The 13,697-nt window shown below is 67.3% G+C and carries 14 protein-coding genes; 10 read left to right on the top strand and 4 right to left on the bottom strand.

The genetic code is table 11. The annotated features are described in order from the left end of the window. The first annotated feature begins 4 nt into the window (after nucleotides 1–4). The 10 genes from AC07NI_RS11305 (at nucleotide 5) to AC07NI_RS11260 (ending at nucleotide 10,447) form a co-directional block, all read left to right on the top strand. A complete protein-coding gene (locus AC07NI_RS11305; RefSeq protein WP_494618904.1) occupies nucleotides 5–2,284 on the top strand; it encodes a chemotaxis protein CheA in 2,280 nt (759 codons plus the stop codon). A 3-nt stretch (nucleotides 2,285–2,287) separates the two neighbouring features. Further along, the gene (locus tag AC07NI_RS11300) at nucleotides 2,288–2,755 is read left to right on the top strand and encodes a chemotaxis protein CheW (protein WP_494618903.1); all 468 of its coding nucleotides are present in this window, start codon (nucleotides 2,288–2,290) and stop codon (nucleotides 2,753–2,755) included. Beyond that, nucleotides 2,755–3,636: a CheR family methyltransferase gene (locus tag AC07NI_RS11295; RefSeq protein ID WP_494618902.1), complete on the top strand. Its 882-nt coding sequence runs from the start codon at nucleotides 2,755–2,757 to the stop codon at nucleotides 3,634–3,636. Before AC07NI_RS11300 ends, AC07NI_RS11295 begins: the two co-directional genes overlap by 1 nt. Next, nucleotides 3,636–4,670 carry a protein-glutamate methylesterase/protein-glutamine glutaminase gene (locus AC07NI_RS11290; protein ID WP_494618901.1) on the top strand — a complete coding sequence of 345 codons (1,035 nt, stop codon included), beginning with the start codon at nucleotides 3,636–3,638 and terminating at the stop codon, nucleotides 4,668–4,670. The genes AC07NI_RS11295 and AC07NI_RS11290 overlap by 1 nt, the downstream gene beginning before the upstream one ends. A gap of 3 nt (nucleotides 4,671–4,673) precedes the next feature. Continuing rightward, the gene (locus tag AC07NI_RS11285; protein ID WP_494618900.1) at nucleotides 4,674–5,063 is read left to right on the top strand and encodes a response regulator; all 390 of its coding nucleotides are present in this window, start codon (nucleotides 4,674–4,676) and stop codon (nucleotides 5,061–5,063) included. Beyond that, entirely contained in the window at nucleotides 5,063–5,626 is a 564-nt protein-coding gene (locus tag AC07NI_RS11280; RefSeq protein ID WP_494620511.1) for a chemotaxis protein CheD, read from the top strand. Before AC07NI_RS11285 ends, AC07NI_RS11280 begins: the two co-directional genes overlap by 1 nt. A gap of 5 nt (nucleotides 5,627–5,631) precedes the next feature. Beyond that, nucleotides 5,632–6,012, top strand: a complete 381-nt coding sequence (locus AC07NI_RS11275) for a DUF8776 family protein (RefSeq protein WP_494618899.1) — start codon at nucleotides 5,632–5,634, stop codon at nucleotides 6,010–6,012. A 7-nt stretch (nucleotides 6,013–6,019) separates the two neighbouring features. Then, nucleotides 6,020–6,622, top strand: a complete 603-nt coding sequence (locus tag AC07NI_RS11270) for a response regulator (RefSeq protein WP_494618898.1) — start codon at nucleotides 6,020–6,022, stop codon at nucleotides 6,620–6,622. Further along, on the top strand, nucleotides 6,619–7,089 hold the full coding sequence (locus AC07NI_RS11265; RefSeq protein WP_494618897.1) for a chemotaxis protein CheE: 471 nt from the start codon (nucleotides 6,619–6,621) through the stop codon (nucleotides 7,087–7,089). The genes AC07NI_RS11270 and AC07NI_RS11265 overlap by 4 nt, the downstream gene beginning before the upstream one ends. Nucleotides 7,090–7,369: 280 nt before the next feature. Further along, on the top strand, nucleotides 7,370–10,447 hold the full coding sequence (locus AC07NI_RS11260; RefSeq protein ID WP_494618896.1) for a TonB-dependent receptor: 3,078 nt from the start codon (nucleotides 7,370–7,372) through the stop codon (nucleotides 10,445–10,447). A gap of 84 nt (nucleotides 10,448–10,531) precedes the next feature. Here the strand turns inward: AC07NI_RS11260 and nagA are convergent, their stop codons facing one another. The 4 genes from nagA to AC07NI_RS11240 form a co-directional block, all read right to left on the bottom strand. After that, nucleotides 10,532–11,668, bottom strand: coding sequence for an N-acetylglucosamine-6-phosphate deacetylase (gene nagA, locus AC07NI_RS11255; protein ID WP_494618895.1), 1,137 nt, complete (start codon nucleotides 11,666–11,668; stop codon nucleotides 10,532–10,534). After that, entirely contained in the window at nucleotides 11,668–12,738 is a 1,071-nt protein-coding gene (locus AC07NI_RS11250) for an SIS domain-containing protein (RefSeq protein ID WP_494618894.1), read from the bottom strand. The genes nagA and AC07NI_RS11250 overlap by 1 nt, the downstream gene beginning before the upstream one ends. 31 nt (nucleotides 12,739–12,769) lie before the next feature. Further along, nucleotides 12,770–13,513, bottom strand: coding sequence for a GntR family transcriptional regulator (locus AC07NI_RS11245; protein WP_494618893.1), 744 nt, complete (start codon nucleotides 13,511–13,513; stop codon nucleotides 12,770–12,772). Nucleotides 13,514–13,587: 74 nt separating this feature from the next. Further along, complete coding sequence (locus AC07NI_RS11240) at nucleotides 13,588–13,656, bottom strand: hypothetical protein (RefSeq protein ID WP_476064238.1); 69 nt, start codon at nucleotides 13,654–13,656, stop codon at nucleotides 13,588–13,590. Nucleotides 13,657–13,697: the final 41 nt, after the last annotated feature.

Below are 13,697 nucleotides of genomic sequence, written 5' to 3'. Positions count from 1 at the left end.
GGATATGGACGAGCTAGAGGCCATCAAGGTCACCTTCTTCCAGGAATGCGAGGAGCTCCTCGCCGACCTCGAGGGCGGTCTCCTGGCCATGCAGGAAGGCGCCGGCGACAGCGAGACCGTCAACGCCGTCTTCCGCGCCGTACATTCGATCAAGGGCGGCGCTGGCGCCTTCGGCCTCGAGCCGCTGGTGCGCTTCGCCCACGTGTTCGAGACCCTGCTGGACGCCGTGCGCGCCGGCTCGGTGCCGAACACCGTTGATCTGGCCGCCGTCCTGCTGCGCGCCTCCGACATCCTGGCCGACCACGTCAGCGCCGCCCGCGGCCTGGGCGATGTCGACATGGCCGCCTCGGCCGCCATGGCCGCCGAGCTGGAAACCTGGACCGACCCGAACGCCGCCCCCGCTGCCGCCGCTCCGGCAGTGGTCGAGGAAGCCGCGCCGGCCCCCGTCGTCGCTGCCGAGCCTATCGTCGCCGCTGACGACGCCATGGACGATGACGACCTCGGCTTCATCTTCGTGCCGCAGACCATCTCGGTCGAGGCGCAGGCCGCCGACGCCGACCTGGTCCCCTCCAACGTCTGGACGGTGTCGATCCGTCCGAAGTCGGACCTGTACCGCAAGGCCAACGAGACGGCGCTGCTGCTTCGTGAGCTGAACCGCCTGGGTCCGATCAAGGCGACGCTGGACGACCGCGCCCTGCCGGCCCTGGAAGACCTGGATCCCGAAGCCGCCTTCGTGACCTGGAGCGTCCGCCTCGAGACCGAGGACGACGAGGCCGCGATCCGCGAAGTCTTCGAATTCGTCGACGGCGACTGCGACCTGGAAATCACCCGTGGCGAAGCCGCCGTCGAGGACGCCCTGGCCTCGCTGCTGACCGTCGCCGAAGCGCCCGTCGTCGAGGCCGTCGAGCCTCCGCTGGCCCCCGTCATCGAAATCGCCGCTCCGGCCCCCGTCGCCGAGGTAGCGCCCGTCGCGCCGGCTCCGGTCGCCGAAGCCCCCAAGCCCGCCGTCGCCGCCGCGCCGGCCGCCGCCACGCCGAAGGCCACCCAGGTCGAAGTCCCGGGTCCCGGACAGTCGGTCATCCGCGTCGACCCCGAGCGCATCGATCGCCTGATCGACCTGGTCGGCGAGCTGGTCATCAATCAGGCCATGCTGGCGCAACGCGTCGGCGAATATGGCATCGCCCCGTCCTCGAACCTGGCCATGGGTCTGGATGAGCTGGAACAGCTCACCCGCGAGATCCAGGACAGCGTCATGGCCATCCGCGCCCAGCCGGTGAAGTCGGTGTTCCAGCGCATGCCGCGCCTGGTCCGCGAAGTCGCCAACATGACGCACAAGCAGGCTCGCCTGGTCATGGACGGCGAGAACACCGAGGTCGACAAGACGGTCATCGAGCGTCTGTCCGACCCGATCACCCACATGCTGCGCAACGCCATCGACCACGGGCTGGAAAGCCCCGAGGAGCGCAAGGCGGCCGGCAAGAATCCCGAAGGCGTCGTGCGCCTGGCCGCGCTGCACCGCAGCGGCCGGATCGTCATCGAGGTCTCGGACGACGGCAAGGGCATCAACCGCGAGCGGGTCTTCTCGATCGCGGTCAAGAAGGGCCTGATCGCCCCCGACCTGCAGCTGACCGACGAAGAGATCGACAACCTGATCTTCCTCCCGGGCTTCTCGACCGCCGACAAGATCTCGGACGTGTCGGGCCGCGGCGTCGGCATGGACGTGGTCAAGCGCTCGGTCCAGGCCCTGGGCGGCCGCATCTCGATCACCTCGCGCCCCGGTCTGGGCTCGACCTTCACGCTCAGCCTGCCGCTGACCCTGGCCGTCCTGGACGGCATGGTGGTCGACGTCGCCGGCGAGACCCTGGTCGTGCCGCTGGCCGCCATCGTCGAAAGCCTGCGTCCGAAGCCGGAAGAAGTTCGCCCGCTGGGCCCGGTCGGTTCGGTGCTGGCGGTCCGCGACAGCTTCGTGCCGCTGATCGACGTCGGCCAGGCCCTCGGCTACCGCACGCACTCGCCCCATCCGACCGACGGCGTCGTGCTGCTGGTCGAAGGTGAAGACGGCTCGCGCGCCGCCCTGGTGGCCGACGCCATCCACGGTCAGCGCCAGGTCGTCATCAAGTCGCTGGAGCAGAACTACCAGCAGGTCGAGGGCGTCGCCGCCGCGACCATCCTGGGCGACGGCCGCGTCGCGCTGATCCTCGACGTGGACGCCACCATCGCCATGCGTCGCCGCGAAGGCGGCGCGCCTCGCCCCACCGAACCCACCCTCATCGCCGCGGAGTAAGTCATGACTGACCATGCCACCGCCACAGGGATAGACCGCAGGGAACTGATCTCCTTCCGCGTAGGGGACCAGGAGTACTGCGTGGACATCATGGCGGTCCGCGAGATCCGGGGCTGGAGCCCGGCCACGGTGCTCCCGCAGTCGCCCGGCTTCATGCGCGGCGTCATCAATCTGCGCGGCGCGGTGCTGCCGATCATGGACCTGGCCTGCCGTCTGGGCATGCCGGTGATCGAGCCGACCGTCCGCAGCGTCTTCATCGTCGTCAAGGCGGGCGACCGCACGGTCGGCCTGCTGGTCGACGCGGTCTCGGACATCCTGTCGGTCAATGACGACATGATCCAGCCGACGCCGGACATGGCCTGCGACACCGTCCGCAACTTCGTGCGCGGCATCATCTCGATCGAGGGCCGCATGATCAGCGAGATCTCCTTGGACCGCATCCTGCCTGAACGGGAGGCCCTGGCCGCCTGATGACCACTGGTTCCGCTTCCGTTTCGGACCGCCGCGAGGCCCTCGTCGATGGCGAGTTCGCGTTCACGTCCCAGGACTTCAAGCGCATCGCCGCGCTGCTGTACGACCTGGCCGGCATCAGCCTGCCCGACAGCAAGGCGACGCTGGTCTATTCGCGCCTGGCCAAGCGCCTGCGCAATCTCGGCATGCGCTCGTTCACCGAGTACTGCGCCTTCGTCGCCAGCGACAAAGGCCATGACGAGAGCCAGGAGATGCTCCGGGCGCTGACCACCAACGTCACGCGCTTCTTCCGCGAGCCGCACCACTTCGACGACCTGCGTCAGAACGTGCTGGAGCCGGTGGCCGACAAGGTCCGCGCCGGCGGCCGTCTGCGCCTGTGGTCGGCGGCCAGCTCGTCGGGCCAGGAGCCCTATTCGATGGCCTTCACGGTGCTGTCGGTGTGGCCGAACGCGGCCGATCTGGACATCCGGATCCTGGGCACGGACATCGACACCAACGTGCTCGCCACCGGTCGCGAGGCCGTCTACGACGAATCGCTGCTGGAAGGCATTCCGGCCTCGGCGCGTGGTCAGTATTTCGAGCGCGACGCCTCGGATCGCCGCGCCTGGCGCGTTTGCGAGGCCGCTCGCAGCCTGGTGGCGTTCCGGGAACTAAATCTCAATGGTCCGTCGTGGCCTATGAAGGGGCCTTTTGACGCCATCTTCTGCCGGAATGTCGTGATCTATTTTGATGAACCCACCCAGGAACGCGTCTGGAGCCGCTTCGCGCCGCTCGTCGCGCCTGGCGGCCGCCTCTATGTCGGCCACTCGGAACGTGTTGGCAGCAACATCACCGCGTTCGAGAGCAGCGGCCTGACCGCCTACCGGAAGGTGGGTCGCTGATGCCGAAAATTCGCGTTCTCGTCGTCGATGACTCCGCCACCATGCGGAGCCTGATCACGGCGGCCCTCAATCGTGACCCGGACATCGAGGTGGTCGGCGGCGCCGGCGACCCGTTCGAGGCTCGCGGCATGATCAAGACCCTGAACCCCGACGTCGTCACGCTCGACATCGAGATGCCGAACATGAACGGCATCGAGTTCCTCGAGAAGATCATGCGCCTGCGGCCGATGCCGGTGGTCATGGTCTCGACCCTGACCCAGGCCGGCGCCGAAATGACGCTGCGGGCCCTGGAACTGGGCGCGGTGGATTGCGTGGGCAAGCCCGCCGACGCCACCGGCACCCAGGAAGCCCTGGCCGAGATCGTCGCCAAGGTGAAGATCGCGGCGCGCGCCTCGGTCCGCACCAACGCCGGCGCCGCGCCGGCCTCCGCGCCGACGCGCCGCAAGGACTTCATGCCCTCGGGCGACATCGTGGCGATCGGGTCGTCGACCGGCGGGGTGGAAGCCCTGCTGTCGATCCTGACCCTGTTCCCCGAAACCTGCCCGCCGACGGTCATCACCCAGCACATGCCGGCCACCTTCACCGCCAGCTTCGCCGCGCGCCTGGATCGCGCCAGCGGGGCCAAGGTGCAGGAAGCCACCGACGGCGCGCTGCTGGAGCCCGGCAAGGTCTATGTCGCCCCCGGCGGCGCCACGCACCTGGAGGTCGTTCGCTCGGCCGGCCTGCGTTGCCGCCTGGTCCAGGGCGACCCGGTCAGCGGCCACCGCCCGTCGGTGGACGTGCTGTTCAACTCCGTGGCGGCCGCCGTCGGCGACAAGGCGGTCGGGGCCATCCTGACCGGCATGGGCCGCGACGGCGCTCAAGGCCTCCTGGCCATGCGCAAGGCCGGCGCCAAGACGCTGGGCCAGGACGAAGCCTCGTGCGTCGTCTACGGCATGCCGCGCTCTGCTTTCGAACTTGGCGCTGTGGAGAAGCAGGTTTCCCTGTCCCACATGGGCCAGTCCATCCTCGATCTGGCCTCCGCGAGGCGATGAACCATGCCGCAAGCTAGCACCATCTCCGTACTCGTGGTCGACGACCAGCTCACCATGCGGGCTCTGATCCGCAATGCGTTGCAGCAGATCGGCTTCAAGGACATCCGTGAGGCGCCGGATGGCGAGGAGGCTCTGAAGAACCTCCTGGCCAAGCCCGCCAACCTCGTCATCTCGGACTTCAACATGCCGAAGATGGACGGTCTGGCCTTGTTGCGCGCCGTGCGCTCGCACCCGCCGATCCGTCAGACCGCCTTCGTCATGCTGACGGGCCGCGCCGACCGCGAACTGGTCCAGCGCGCCGTGCAGTTCGGCGTCAACAACTACTGCGTCAAGCCCTTCACCGTGCAGGGCTTGAGGGAGAAGATCGAGCAAGTCTTCGGGCCGCTGACATGATGCAATTCTCCCATAACGACGACCCGGAACGGGCGATCAAGGTTCACGTGACCCAGGGCGAAAGCCATGTGACGACCGACCCGCAGGTGGTGATGACCACCGTGCTGGGTTCGTGCATCGCCGCGTGCATCCGCGATCCCCAGGCCGGCGTGGGCGGCATGAACCACTTCCTGTTGCCGGACTCCGGTGACGGCCGCACCGGCGGCGACGCCGTGCGCTATGGCGCCTACGCCATGGAAGTGCTGATCAACGATCTGCTGAAGAAGGGCGCCCGCCGCGAGCGGATGGAAGCCAAGATCTTCGGCGGGGCTAAGCTGTTCGACGGCCTGTCGGACGTCGGGGCCAGCAACGCGGCTTTCGCCGAGCGCTTCCTGCGCGACGAAGGCATCCCGATCGTCTCGTCCAGCACCGGCGGGGTATCGGCCCGTCGCGTCGAGTTCTGGCCGACCTCGGGCCGCGTGCGTCAGCGTCTGGTGGCCGTCGACAACGCGCCGCAGGATGTCCGTCGTCCGACCCCGGCCCCGATGCCGGCCGCGGCCAGCGGCGACGTGGATCTGTTCTGAACCTGATGACCGCCCAGCCGCTCCAGACGCCGACGATCGCACCGACCGAGCACCTGCCGGTCGGGGAGCTGTCGCGTCGTCTGGCGGTGGAACTGGCTTCGGCCGCGGCCATGTGCCGGGACTGCGAGCATCTGGCCGGCGACCTCGCCAAGGGCGGCGCCTCGCTGGAGAACCTCACGCGCCTGCAGTCGCTGGACGAGTTGAGCCAGCGCCTGCACGGCCTGTCCGAGGTGCTCGAGCGCATCGGCCAGCACGCCAACGGCGAATGGAACGTCTCGATCGAGCCGCTGCTGAGCGGTCTTGGCCTCTCCGACATGGTCGTGCGCCTGCGCGCCCAGGAACGCCTGGGGGAGCGCGCCGACCCGGGCGAGCTCGACTTCTTCTAGGCGCGCGATGGCCGACCCGCTCCTACCCTCGACGCGGATCAATCTTGAGAAGGCCACGGTTCTGGTCCTGGACGACAACGGCGCCTCGCTGGACATTTTGTCGCAGGTGGTCTCGGGTTTCGGGGTCAAGCAGCTGTTCCGGGCCGAGAGCGTCATGGACGCCCAGGCGCTGATCCGCACCAAGACCTTCGACCTGATCATCAGCGACGTGCAGATGCCCGTCACCGACGGTATCGAATTCATCGAATGGCTGCGGCGCGAGGGCGGCGAGAACAACCGCTACGTCCCGGTCATCCTGGTCACCGGCCACACCCGCACCTCGCAGATCTTCAAGCTGCGCGACGCGGGCTCGAACTATGTCGTGGCCAAGCCGATCACGCCCAAGGTGCTGCTGGAGCGCATCGTCTGGGTGGCCCGCGAGGAGCGGCAGTTCATCGAATGTGATAGTTACATCGGGCCTGATCGGCGTTTCAAACACGAGGGACCGCCGCCCGGATCGGATGGGCGGCGTAAAGACGATCTTCCGGCGGAGGTGGGCGAGGCGCAGGCGCCCAATATGTCGGACGACGAAATCGCCAACATGATGCGCCCAGCGAAGGTGCAGGTATGACCGTCCGCAAATTCCGTCCGCCCAACCGGCTCGCCGGCATGATCAAGGAGCGCGGCGGCATCCTGGCCAAGGACGCCATCGTCGCCGCGGAAGCCGGGGTGGAGACCCTGCGCGAAGCCTCGCTGGCCGCGCTGGATCAGACCATCGCCGAGATCGAGCGCCGCTTCGGCAAGGCCGCCGAGGACCGCGAGAGCGAGTCGTTCGAGGCGCTGTATCTGCTCAGCTCGCGGATCATCGACGTCGGCCACTTCGTGTCCGAGACCGGGGTCGACAAGGCCGCCGTGTCGCTGTGCACCCTGGCCGACAGCCTGGCGGAAGCCGGGGTCTGGCGCTGGGACGCGGTCGACGTCCACCTCAACGCCCTGCGCCTGCTGCGCGCGATGGGGGGAGAGCTGCCGGCCGATCAGCGCGCGGCCATGCTGGAAGGCCTGTACCAGGTCAGCCATCACAAGGCCGACGAGAGCTAACGTTTCAGTAGCCCCTACTGTGACAAATGCGTCGTTATGTGTCGGAAAGGCAACGGCGGCGTCGGTCTCTTGGGTTGTGTCCGCTTTGTGGCCTTGTCGGCCGTCATTCGCTTTGTTAGTCGTCTGATACCGGTGTCAAAAACCAACGTTTGCTTCTGACACCGGTGGCAAAAATGAAGATCTAAAGGCCGGGGGCGGTTTCGTGGGAAGGACGCGAAACCGAAACGAAGGCCAAGGACGGCGGTGACGCCGTCTTCAATGGTCAACGGGAGGAGGTTCTATGTCCAAGAATACCAAGGGGCGCGTGCGCGCTCTGCAATACGGCGTGTCCGGTAGCGCTCTGGCCCTGGCGATGGTTTTCGCCGGCGCCGCATCGGCCCAGGAAGCGCCCGCCGCCGCGGCTCCGAGCGATGAAGTCGAAGCCGTCGTCGTCACCGGTTTCCGCGCCTCGCTGGCCAACGCCCTCGACATCAAGCGTCGTGAAAACGACTTGGTCGACGTCATCAAGGCCCAGGACATCGCGGATTTCCCCGACCTGAACCTGGCTGAATCGCTGCAGCGCGTGCCGGGCGTGTCGATCGACCGCGACGGCGGCGAAGGCCGCACCATCACCGTCCGGGGCCTGGGTCCCGACTTCACCGTCGTGCGCCTGAACGGCCTGGAAGCCCTGGCCACCACCGGCGGCAAGGACAGCTCGGGCGGCGCCAACCGCGGCCGTCAGTTCGACTTCTCGATCTTCGCCTCGGAGCTGTTCAACAGCATCACCGTGCGCAAATCGACCTCGGCCATGAACGAGGAAGGCTCGCTGGGCGCGATCATCGACCTGCAGGCCTCGCGTCCGTTCGACTTCGGCGGCGCGGCCCTGAGCATGGGCGGCAAGATCGGCTGGAACGACCTGTCGCGTAAGAGCGATCCGCGCGTGACCTTCCTGGCCAGCAACCGCTGGGACACCGGCATCGGTGAAATCGGCGCCCTGATCTCGGTGGCCTATGCCGAGCGCAAGACCCTGGAAGAGGGCTCGTCGACCGGCCGCTGGGAAAACCCGAGCGTCGCCAACAACTCGGCCACGGCGTTCCCGTTCTACTCGAGCACGACCAGCTTGGTCGGCTCGAACTGTCCGAACCTCACGGGCCCCCTGTCGCCCACGGCCTATAACCCCGCTGTCCCGCCGGGCCTGTCGTGCGCGCAGATTGGCCAGACGACATCCAGCACCAGCGCGCCTAGCGGCGCCGCGGCGGGCACCGCCAACAACCTGTGGCACCCGCGCATCCCGCGCTATGGCCGCCTGCAGTACGATCAGAAGCGCCTGGGCGTGACCGGTTCGCTGCAATGGCGTCCGACCCCGAACTCGACGCTGAGCCTCGACGCGCTGGTGGCCAACTTCACCAACAACCGCGACGAGACCTATCTGGAAGTCATCTCGTTCAGCCGTAGCGGCGCGGGCCTGCCCCAGACGGACGTCGTCAACTACACGGCCGACAGCAAGGGTCACCTGATCAAGGGCACGTTCGACGACGTCGACGCCCGGGTCGAGTACCGCCACGACGACCTGAAGACCGAGTTCAACCAGTTCACCCTGGCCTACGACACCAAGTTCGGCGAGGCGGGCCACCTGAACGTCACGTACGGCCAGTCGCGCTCGATCCAGGACAACCCGGTCCAGACGACCTTCTCGTTCGACCGCTACGACAGCGACAACTACAGCTACGACTACTCGGCCAACGACAAGCTGCCGAACTTCAACTACGGCTTCGATCCGACCAACCCGGCCAGCTTCGAATACCGTCCGACCAGCGACAAGGGCGACGCCTCGCTGCTGCGCCTGCGTCCCAGCAAGGCGGTCAACACCTTCAAGACGTTCCGCGCCGATGTCGACTATCAGATCCTGAACGGTCTGAAGCTGCGCTACGGCGGCGACTACAAGGAATACGGCTTCAGCTCGTGGGAAAAGCGCCTGTACTCACGCCAGCTGGCCAACAGCGCCGCGGGTTCCTACACCGCCGAAGCCGGCTTCGCCCTGCCGGCGGGCGTCAGCATCGCCGACGTCTCGCGCCTGATCACCGGTTTCGGCCGTGGCCTGGACCTGCCGTCGGGCGTGCCGACCTCGTGGCTGGCCCCGGACCTGGACAAGCTGAAGGCCAAGCTCGGCTACGACTGTAACTGCATCAACGCCAACGGCGACTTCCGTCTCAGCACCCTGAACCAGCTGGGCGCCGTGCGGTCGATCACCGAGAAGGACACCGCCTTCTACCTGCAGGGCGACTTCGACTACGACGTCTTCAACATCCCCGTGCGCGGTAACCTCGGCGTGCGCTGGATCAAGACCGAGCAGGCCGCCCTGGGCCACTTCAACGCCGGCAGCATCGCGCCGGTGACGGTGGCGACTCCGTTCGGCAACATCGTCCAGACGGTGCCGGTCGACGGCGTGCAGACGACCTCGCGTGAGTACACCAACACGCTGCCGTCGCTGAACATCTCGGCCCAGCCGCTGGAGAACTTCTTCATCCGCTTCGCGGCCGCCAAGGTGATGACGCGTCCGCAGCTGCAGAACCTGACGCCGGGCTACACCGCGATCAGCCAGGCCAACCAGACCCTGACGCGCGGCAATCCCGACCTCAACCCGATGCTGGCCAACAACCTGGACCTCAGCTTCGAGTGGTACGTCGACAAGGAAACCCTGCTGTCGGCCGGCTTCTTCCAGAAGGACATCAAGTCCTACATCCAGCAGACCGCCGAGGTCATGCCCTACGGCGCGACCGGTCTGCCCACCAGCCTGCTGAGCAACAACAACACGGTCGACACGCCGTTCACGGTCACGACCAACGTCAACAGCCCGGGCGGCAAGCTGAAGGGCTTCGAACTCAGCGCCCAGCGTCCGTTCACCTTCCTGCCGGCTCCGTTCGACAAGTTCGGCGCGATCGTGAACTACACGCACGTCACGAGCGACATCCAGTACATCATCCGGGCGCCGACCTATGCCGGCACCCCGCGTGTGCAGACCGCTCCGGCCGTGCTGCTGACCCAGCCGCTGATCAACCTGTCGCCCGACGCCTTCAACGCCACGCTCTACTACGAGAACGCCGGCTTCAAGGCGCGCATCTCGGGCTCGTATCGCGACCCCTACCTGATCCAGGTCGCCCCTTCGGCGACCAACAACAACGACGTCCGGATCAAGGAAAAGACGTTCAACCTGGACACCCAGGTCAGCTACGAGTTCGGCAAGTTCACCGTCACCCTGGAAGGCATCAACCTGACCGACCAGGAAGACAGCAAGGTCGACGACTCGACCCGCATGTCCTCGGAAGAGTACGTGCACTACGGTCGTCAGTTCTATCTGGGCGTGAAGTACAAGTTCTAAGCCTGTACTGCCGCTCGGCCTAAAGAGAGGGCGCTGACCGCGAGGTCAGCGCCCTTTTCTTTGTCCGCTGCGAACCCGGTCCGACTAGTTGGAAACCCCGTCGATCCAGGTGGCCGTGACGTTCAGCTGCTCGTCCAGCAGGCAGAAGTCCGCCGCGTAACCCGGGGCGATCCGGCCGCGCTTTGCACCCAGTCCCAGGAACGCCGCCGGAGCGGCCGAGGCCATCATCACCGCGTCGGCCAGCGACAGGCCCAGCATCGACACCGCGTTGCGCACCGCGCCGGCCATGTCGAGGTCCGAGCCGGCCAGGGTGCCGTGGTCGTCGACGCAGACGCCGTCGCGCACGACGATCTCGCGACCCTGCAGCACGAAGCGCTTGTCGGCCATGCCCACGGTCGGCATGGCGTCGGTCACCAGCATGAAGCGGTCCAGCGGCCGGGTGCGCAGGGCGATCTTCAAGGTCGCAGGATCCACGTGACGGCCGTCGACGATGATGCCGGCCCAGGCGGTCTGGCTTTCCAGCGCCGCGCCCACGACGCCCGGCTCGCGGCTGGTCAGCGGCGACATGGCGTTGAAGAGGTGCGTGAAGCCGGTCAGGCCGTGAGCCAAGGCCTGGCGCATGGTCTTGTAGAGCGCGTTGGTGTGACCGGCGGCGACGTGGACCCCGGCGTCGGCCAAGCGCTGGATCATGTCCGGCGTGGTGCGCTCGGGGGCCAGGGTGACCAGGGTCTTGCCGACCTTCAGCGAGGTCAGCAGGTCCAGGGCCTCGTCATCGATGACGCGGAACTTGTCGGCGTCGTGGATGCCTTTGCGCTTGGGGTTGAGGAACGGGCCCTCGATATGGACGCCCAGCACGCCGGGCACGCCCTGCTCGATGGCCGCTTCCGTGGCGCGCATCGCCTGGTCGACGACGGACAGGTCGTCGCTGATCAGGGTCGGCAGGAAGCCGGTGGTGCCATAGGGGCGATGGGCCGCGCCGATCGCGGCGATCGCCTCGACCGTTGGGCTGTCATTGAACAGAACCCCGCCGCCGCCATTGACCTGGGTGTCGATATAGCCGGGGACCAGCAGACCGCCGGCCAGGTCGTGCGCTTGCGCGCCAGTCGGAACCGCGCCCGCGTCGATGACGCCGGCGACGAGCCCGTTCTCGACCAGGACGGCCTTGCCTTCGACGACGCCGGCTTCCGTCAGGACGCGGCCATTTACGAGTACAGCCTGCATCAGACGGTTTCAGTGACCTTGTTGAGGTGGGGCGGGCTGTCGGGATCGTAGCCGCGCGCGACCGAAAGCGCATTGGCCATTCGGTAGAAGCTCTGGATCATCAGGATCGGCTCCAGCACCGGGTGGCTGGACAGGGTCGGCAGGCCGCCGGCCTCACCGGGGCCGGCCAACAGGACGTCGGCGCCGCGCTCGCGCAGGCCCTTGGCCATGTCGTCGACACTGGCGCGGCTCTCGTCGTTCTGAGCGAAGACCAGGGCCGGGAAGCCCTCCTTCACCAGGGCCATCGGGCCGTGCAGCACCTCGGCGGCGCTGAAGGCCTCGGCGTGCAGGCCGCAGGTCTCCTTGAACTTCAGGGCCGCTTCCAGGGCGACCGCGAAACCGACGCCGCGCCCCAGGACATAGAGGTTGCGGGCCAGCTTCAGGCGCTCGACGGCCGGGGTCCAGTCCAGGGTCCAGGCCTCGGCCAAGGCGGCCGGCAGGGTCGACAGCGCCTTGGTCAGCGCCTCGTCCTCCGTCCAGGCGGCGATCAGCTGGGTGATGGCCACCAGGGCGGCGATGTAGGACTTGGTGGCGGCCACCGACAGCTCGGGGCCGGCATGCAGCGGGATCACCTCGTCGGCCAGCTCGGCCAGCGGCGAGTCGACGACGTTGACTAGGGCCACGGCATAGGCGCCCGCGGCCTTGGCCGCCTTCACCGCCGCCAGCAGGTCCGGGCTTTTGCCCGACTGCGAGATGGCCAAAACGAGCGCGCCTTCCAGGTTGGGCGAGGCGTCATAGACCGAGCTGACCGACAGGCCGGCCGACGAAGTCAGCACCCCGGCCTTGGTCTCGATCAGGTAGCGGGCGAAGGTGGCGGCATGGTCGCTGCTGCCCCGGGCGCAGGTGACCACCACGCGCGGCGGGTTGGCGCGCAGGCGCTCGGCCAGGGCCTGGATCTTGCGGGCGTTGGCGGCCAGCTGGGTCGCGGCGACGGCCGAGGCTTGCCCGGCCTCCAGGAACATCTTCGTGGATTCAGGCGACAGCCGCGCGGGCGCGGGGGACTCGGGACGGGTCAAGACGGTCGCCTCCAAAAGATGCTCCTTAGGACTCAAGCCAATCCACTCAAGAGAGCGAATTTAGTTCCGCGACGAAGTCGTACGCGTCACCGCGATAGTAGGATTGTGTGACTTCCACCGCCCGGCCGTCGCGCAGGAAGCCGCGCCGCTCGATCAGCAGCCCGGCGTCCTTGACCGGCACGCCCAGCAGGTCGGCCTGCTCGGCCTGGAACAGCACCGCGCGCAGCCGTTGCAAGGCGCGCACGGGCCGATGGCCGGTGGTCTCCAGCGCTTCATAGAGCGAGGTGCCGACCACTTCGGTGGAGGGCAGGGCGAAGGCGGCGATGGTGGTGTACTCGACGGCCATCGGCGCGCCGTCGGCGTAGCGGATACGGGCGAAGCGATAGACCGGCGTGCCGGGCGACAGGCCCAGGGTCAGCGACTCTTCCGGAGTCACCTGGCCCTCGGCGCGGCTGATCCATTCGCTGCGCGGCACGCGTCCGCGCGAGATCATGTCCTCGGTGAAGGACGACAGCTTGGAGAAGCTCTTCTCCACCCGCGCGGCGACGAAGGTGCCCGCGCCCTGGCGGCGCGTCAGCAGGCCCTCGCTGACCAGGCCGTCCAGCGCCTTGCGCACGGTGATGCGCGAGATGCTGAATTCTTCGGCAAGGTCGCGCTCGGCCGGCAGGGCGTCGTCGGGCGACAGCACCTTGGTCTGGATGGCCTCGCGGAGCGCGCGCTGCAGCTGCTTATAGAGCGGGGCGTGATCGTCCTTGGCGTCGAGCCGGCCGATCCGTTCAGCAAACGTCATTTACAGCCTCCCCGACAACAACCGCGCAAATCGACGGCGCCGCGATACCGGTCCTCGATAGCATATGACCATTTTCATACCAATAAGAACGTGGTCTGCAATTGGTTTCTTTTTGGCCTTGTCATCCGCAAAATTTCCGTCACAGTTCTCTCCCGAGGCCTGAGAAGTACCACTTTCTGCGGAA

The organism is Caulobacter sp. GW821-FHT10E02 (genome assembly GCF_059415225.1).
Note: the sequence above shows the minus strand (reverse complement) of the source record. Positions and strands in the feature narration are given on the sequence as shown.

What these genes read in the sequence shown, in the direction of transcription:
- AC07NI_RS11245 (WP_494618893.1), bottom strand. Translation starts at nt 13,513, where the DNA reads ATGACGTTTGCTGAACGGATCGGCCGGCTCGACGCCAAGGACGATCAC.
- AC07NI_RS11290 (WP_494618901.1), top strand. Translation starts at nt 3,636, where the DNA reads ATGCCGAAAATTCGCGTTCTCGTCGTCGATGACTCCGCCACCATGCGG.
- AC07NI_RS11270 (WP_494618898.1), top strand. Translation starts at nt 6,020, where the DNA reads ATGGCCGACCCGCTCCTACCCTCGACGCGGATCAATCTTGAGAAGGCC.
- AC07NI_RS11295 (WP_494618902.1), top strand. Translation starts at nt 2,755, where the DNA reads ATGACCACTGGTTCCGCTTCCGTTTCGGACCGCCGCGAGGCCCTCGTC.
- AC07NI_RS11305 (WP_494618904.1), top strand. Translation starts at nt 5, where the DNA reads ATGGACGAGCTAGAGGCCATCAAGGTCACCTTCTTCCAGGAATGCGAG.
- AC07NI_RS11260 (WP_494618896.1), top strand. Translation starts at nt 7,370, where the DNA reads ATGTCCAAGAATACCAAGGGGCGCGTGCGCGCTCTGCAATACGGCGTG.
- AC07NI_RS11275 (WP_494618899.1), top strand. Translation starts at nt 5,632, where the DNA reads ATGACCGCCCAGCCGCTCCAGACGCCGACGATCGCACCGACCGAGCAC.
- AC07NI_RS11285 (WP_494618900.1), top strand. Translation starts at nt 4,674, where the DNA reads ATGCCGCAAGCTAGCACCATCTCCGTACTCGTGGTCGACGACCAGCTC.
- AC07NI_RS11300 (WP_494618903.1), top strand. Translation starts at nt 2,288, where the DNA reads ATGACTGACCATGCCACCGCCACAGGGATAGACCGCAGGGAACTGATC.
- nagA (WP_494618895.1), bottom strand. Translation starts at nt 11,668, where the DNA reads ATGCAGGCTGTACTCGTAAATGGCCGCGTCCTGACGGAAGCCGGCGTC.
- AC07NI_RS11265 (WP_494618897.1), top strand. Translation starts at nt 6,619, where the DNA reads ATGACCGTCCGCAAATTCCGTCCGCCCAACCGGCTCGCCGGCATGATC.
- AC07NI_RS11280 (WP_494620511.1), top strand. Translation starts at nt 5,063, where the DNA reads ATGCAATTCTCCCATAACGACGACCCGGAACGGGCGATCAAGGTTCAC.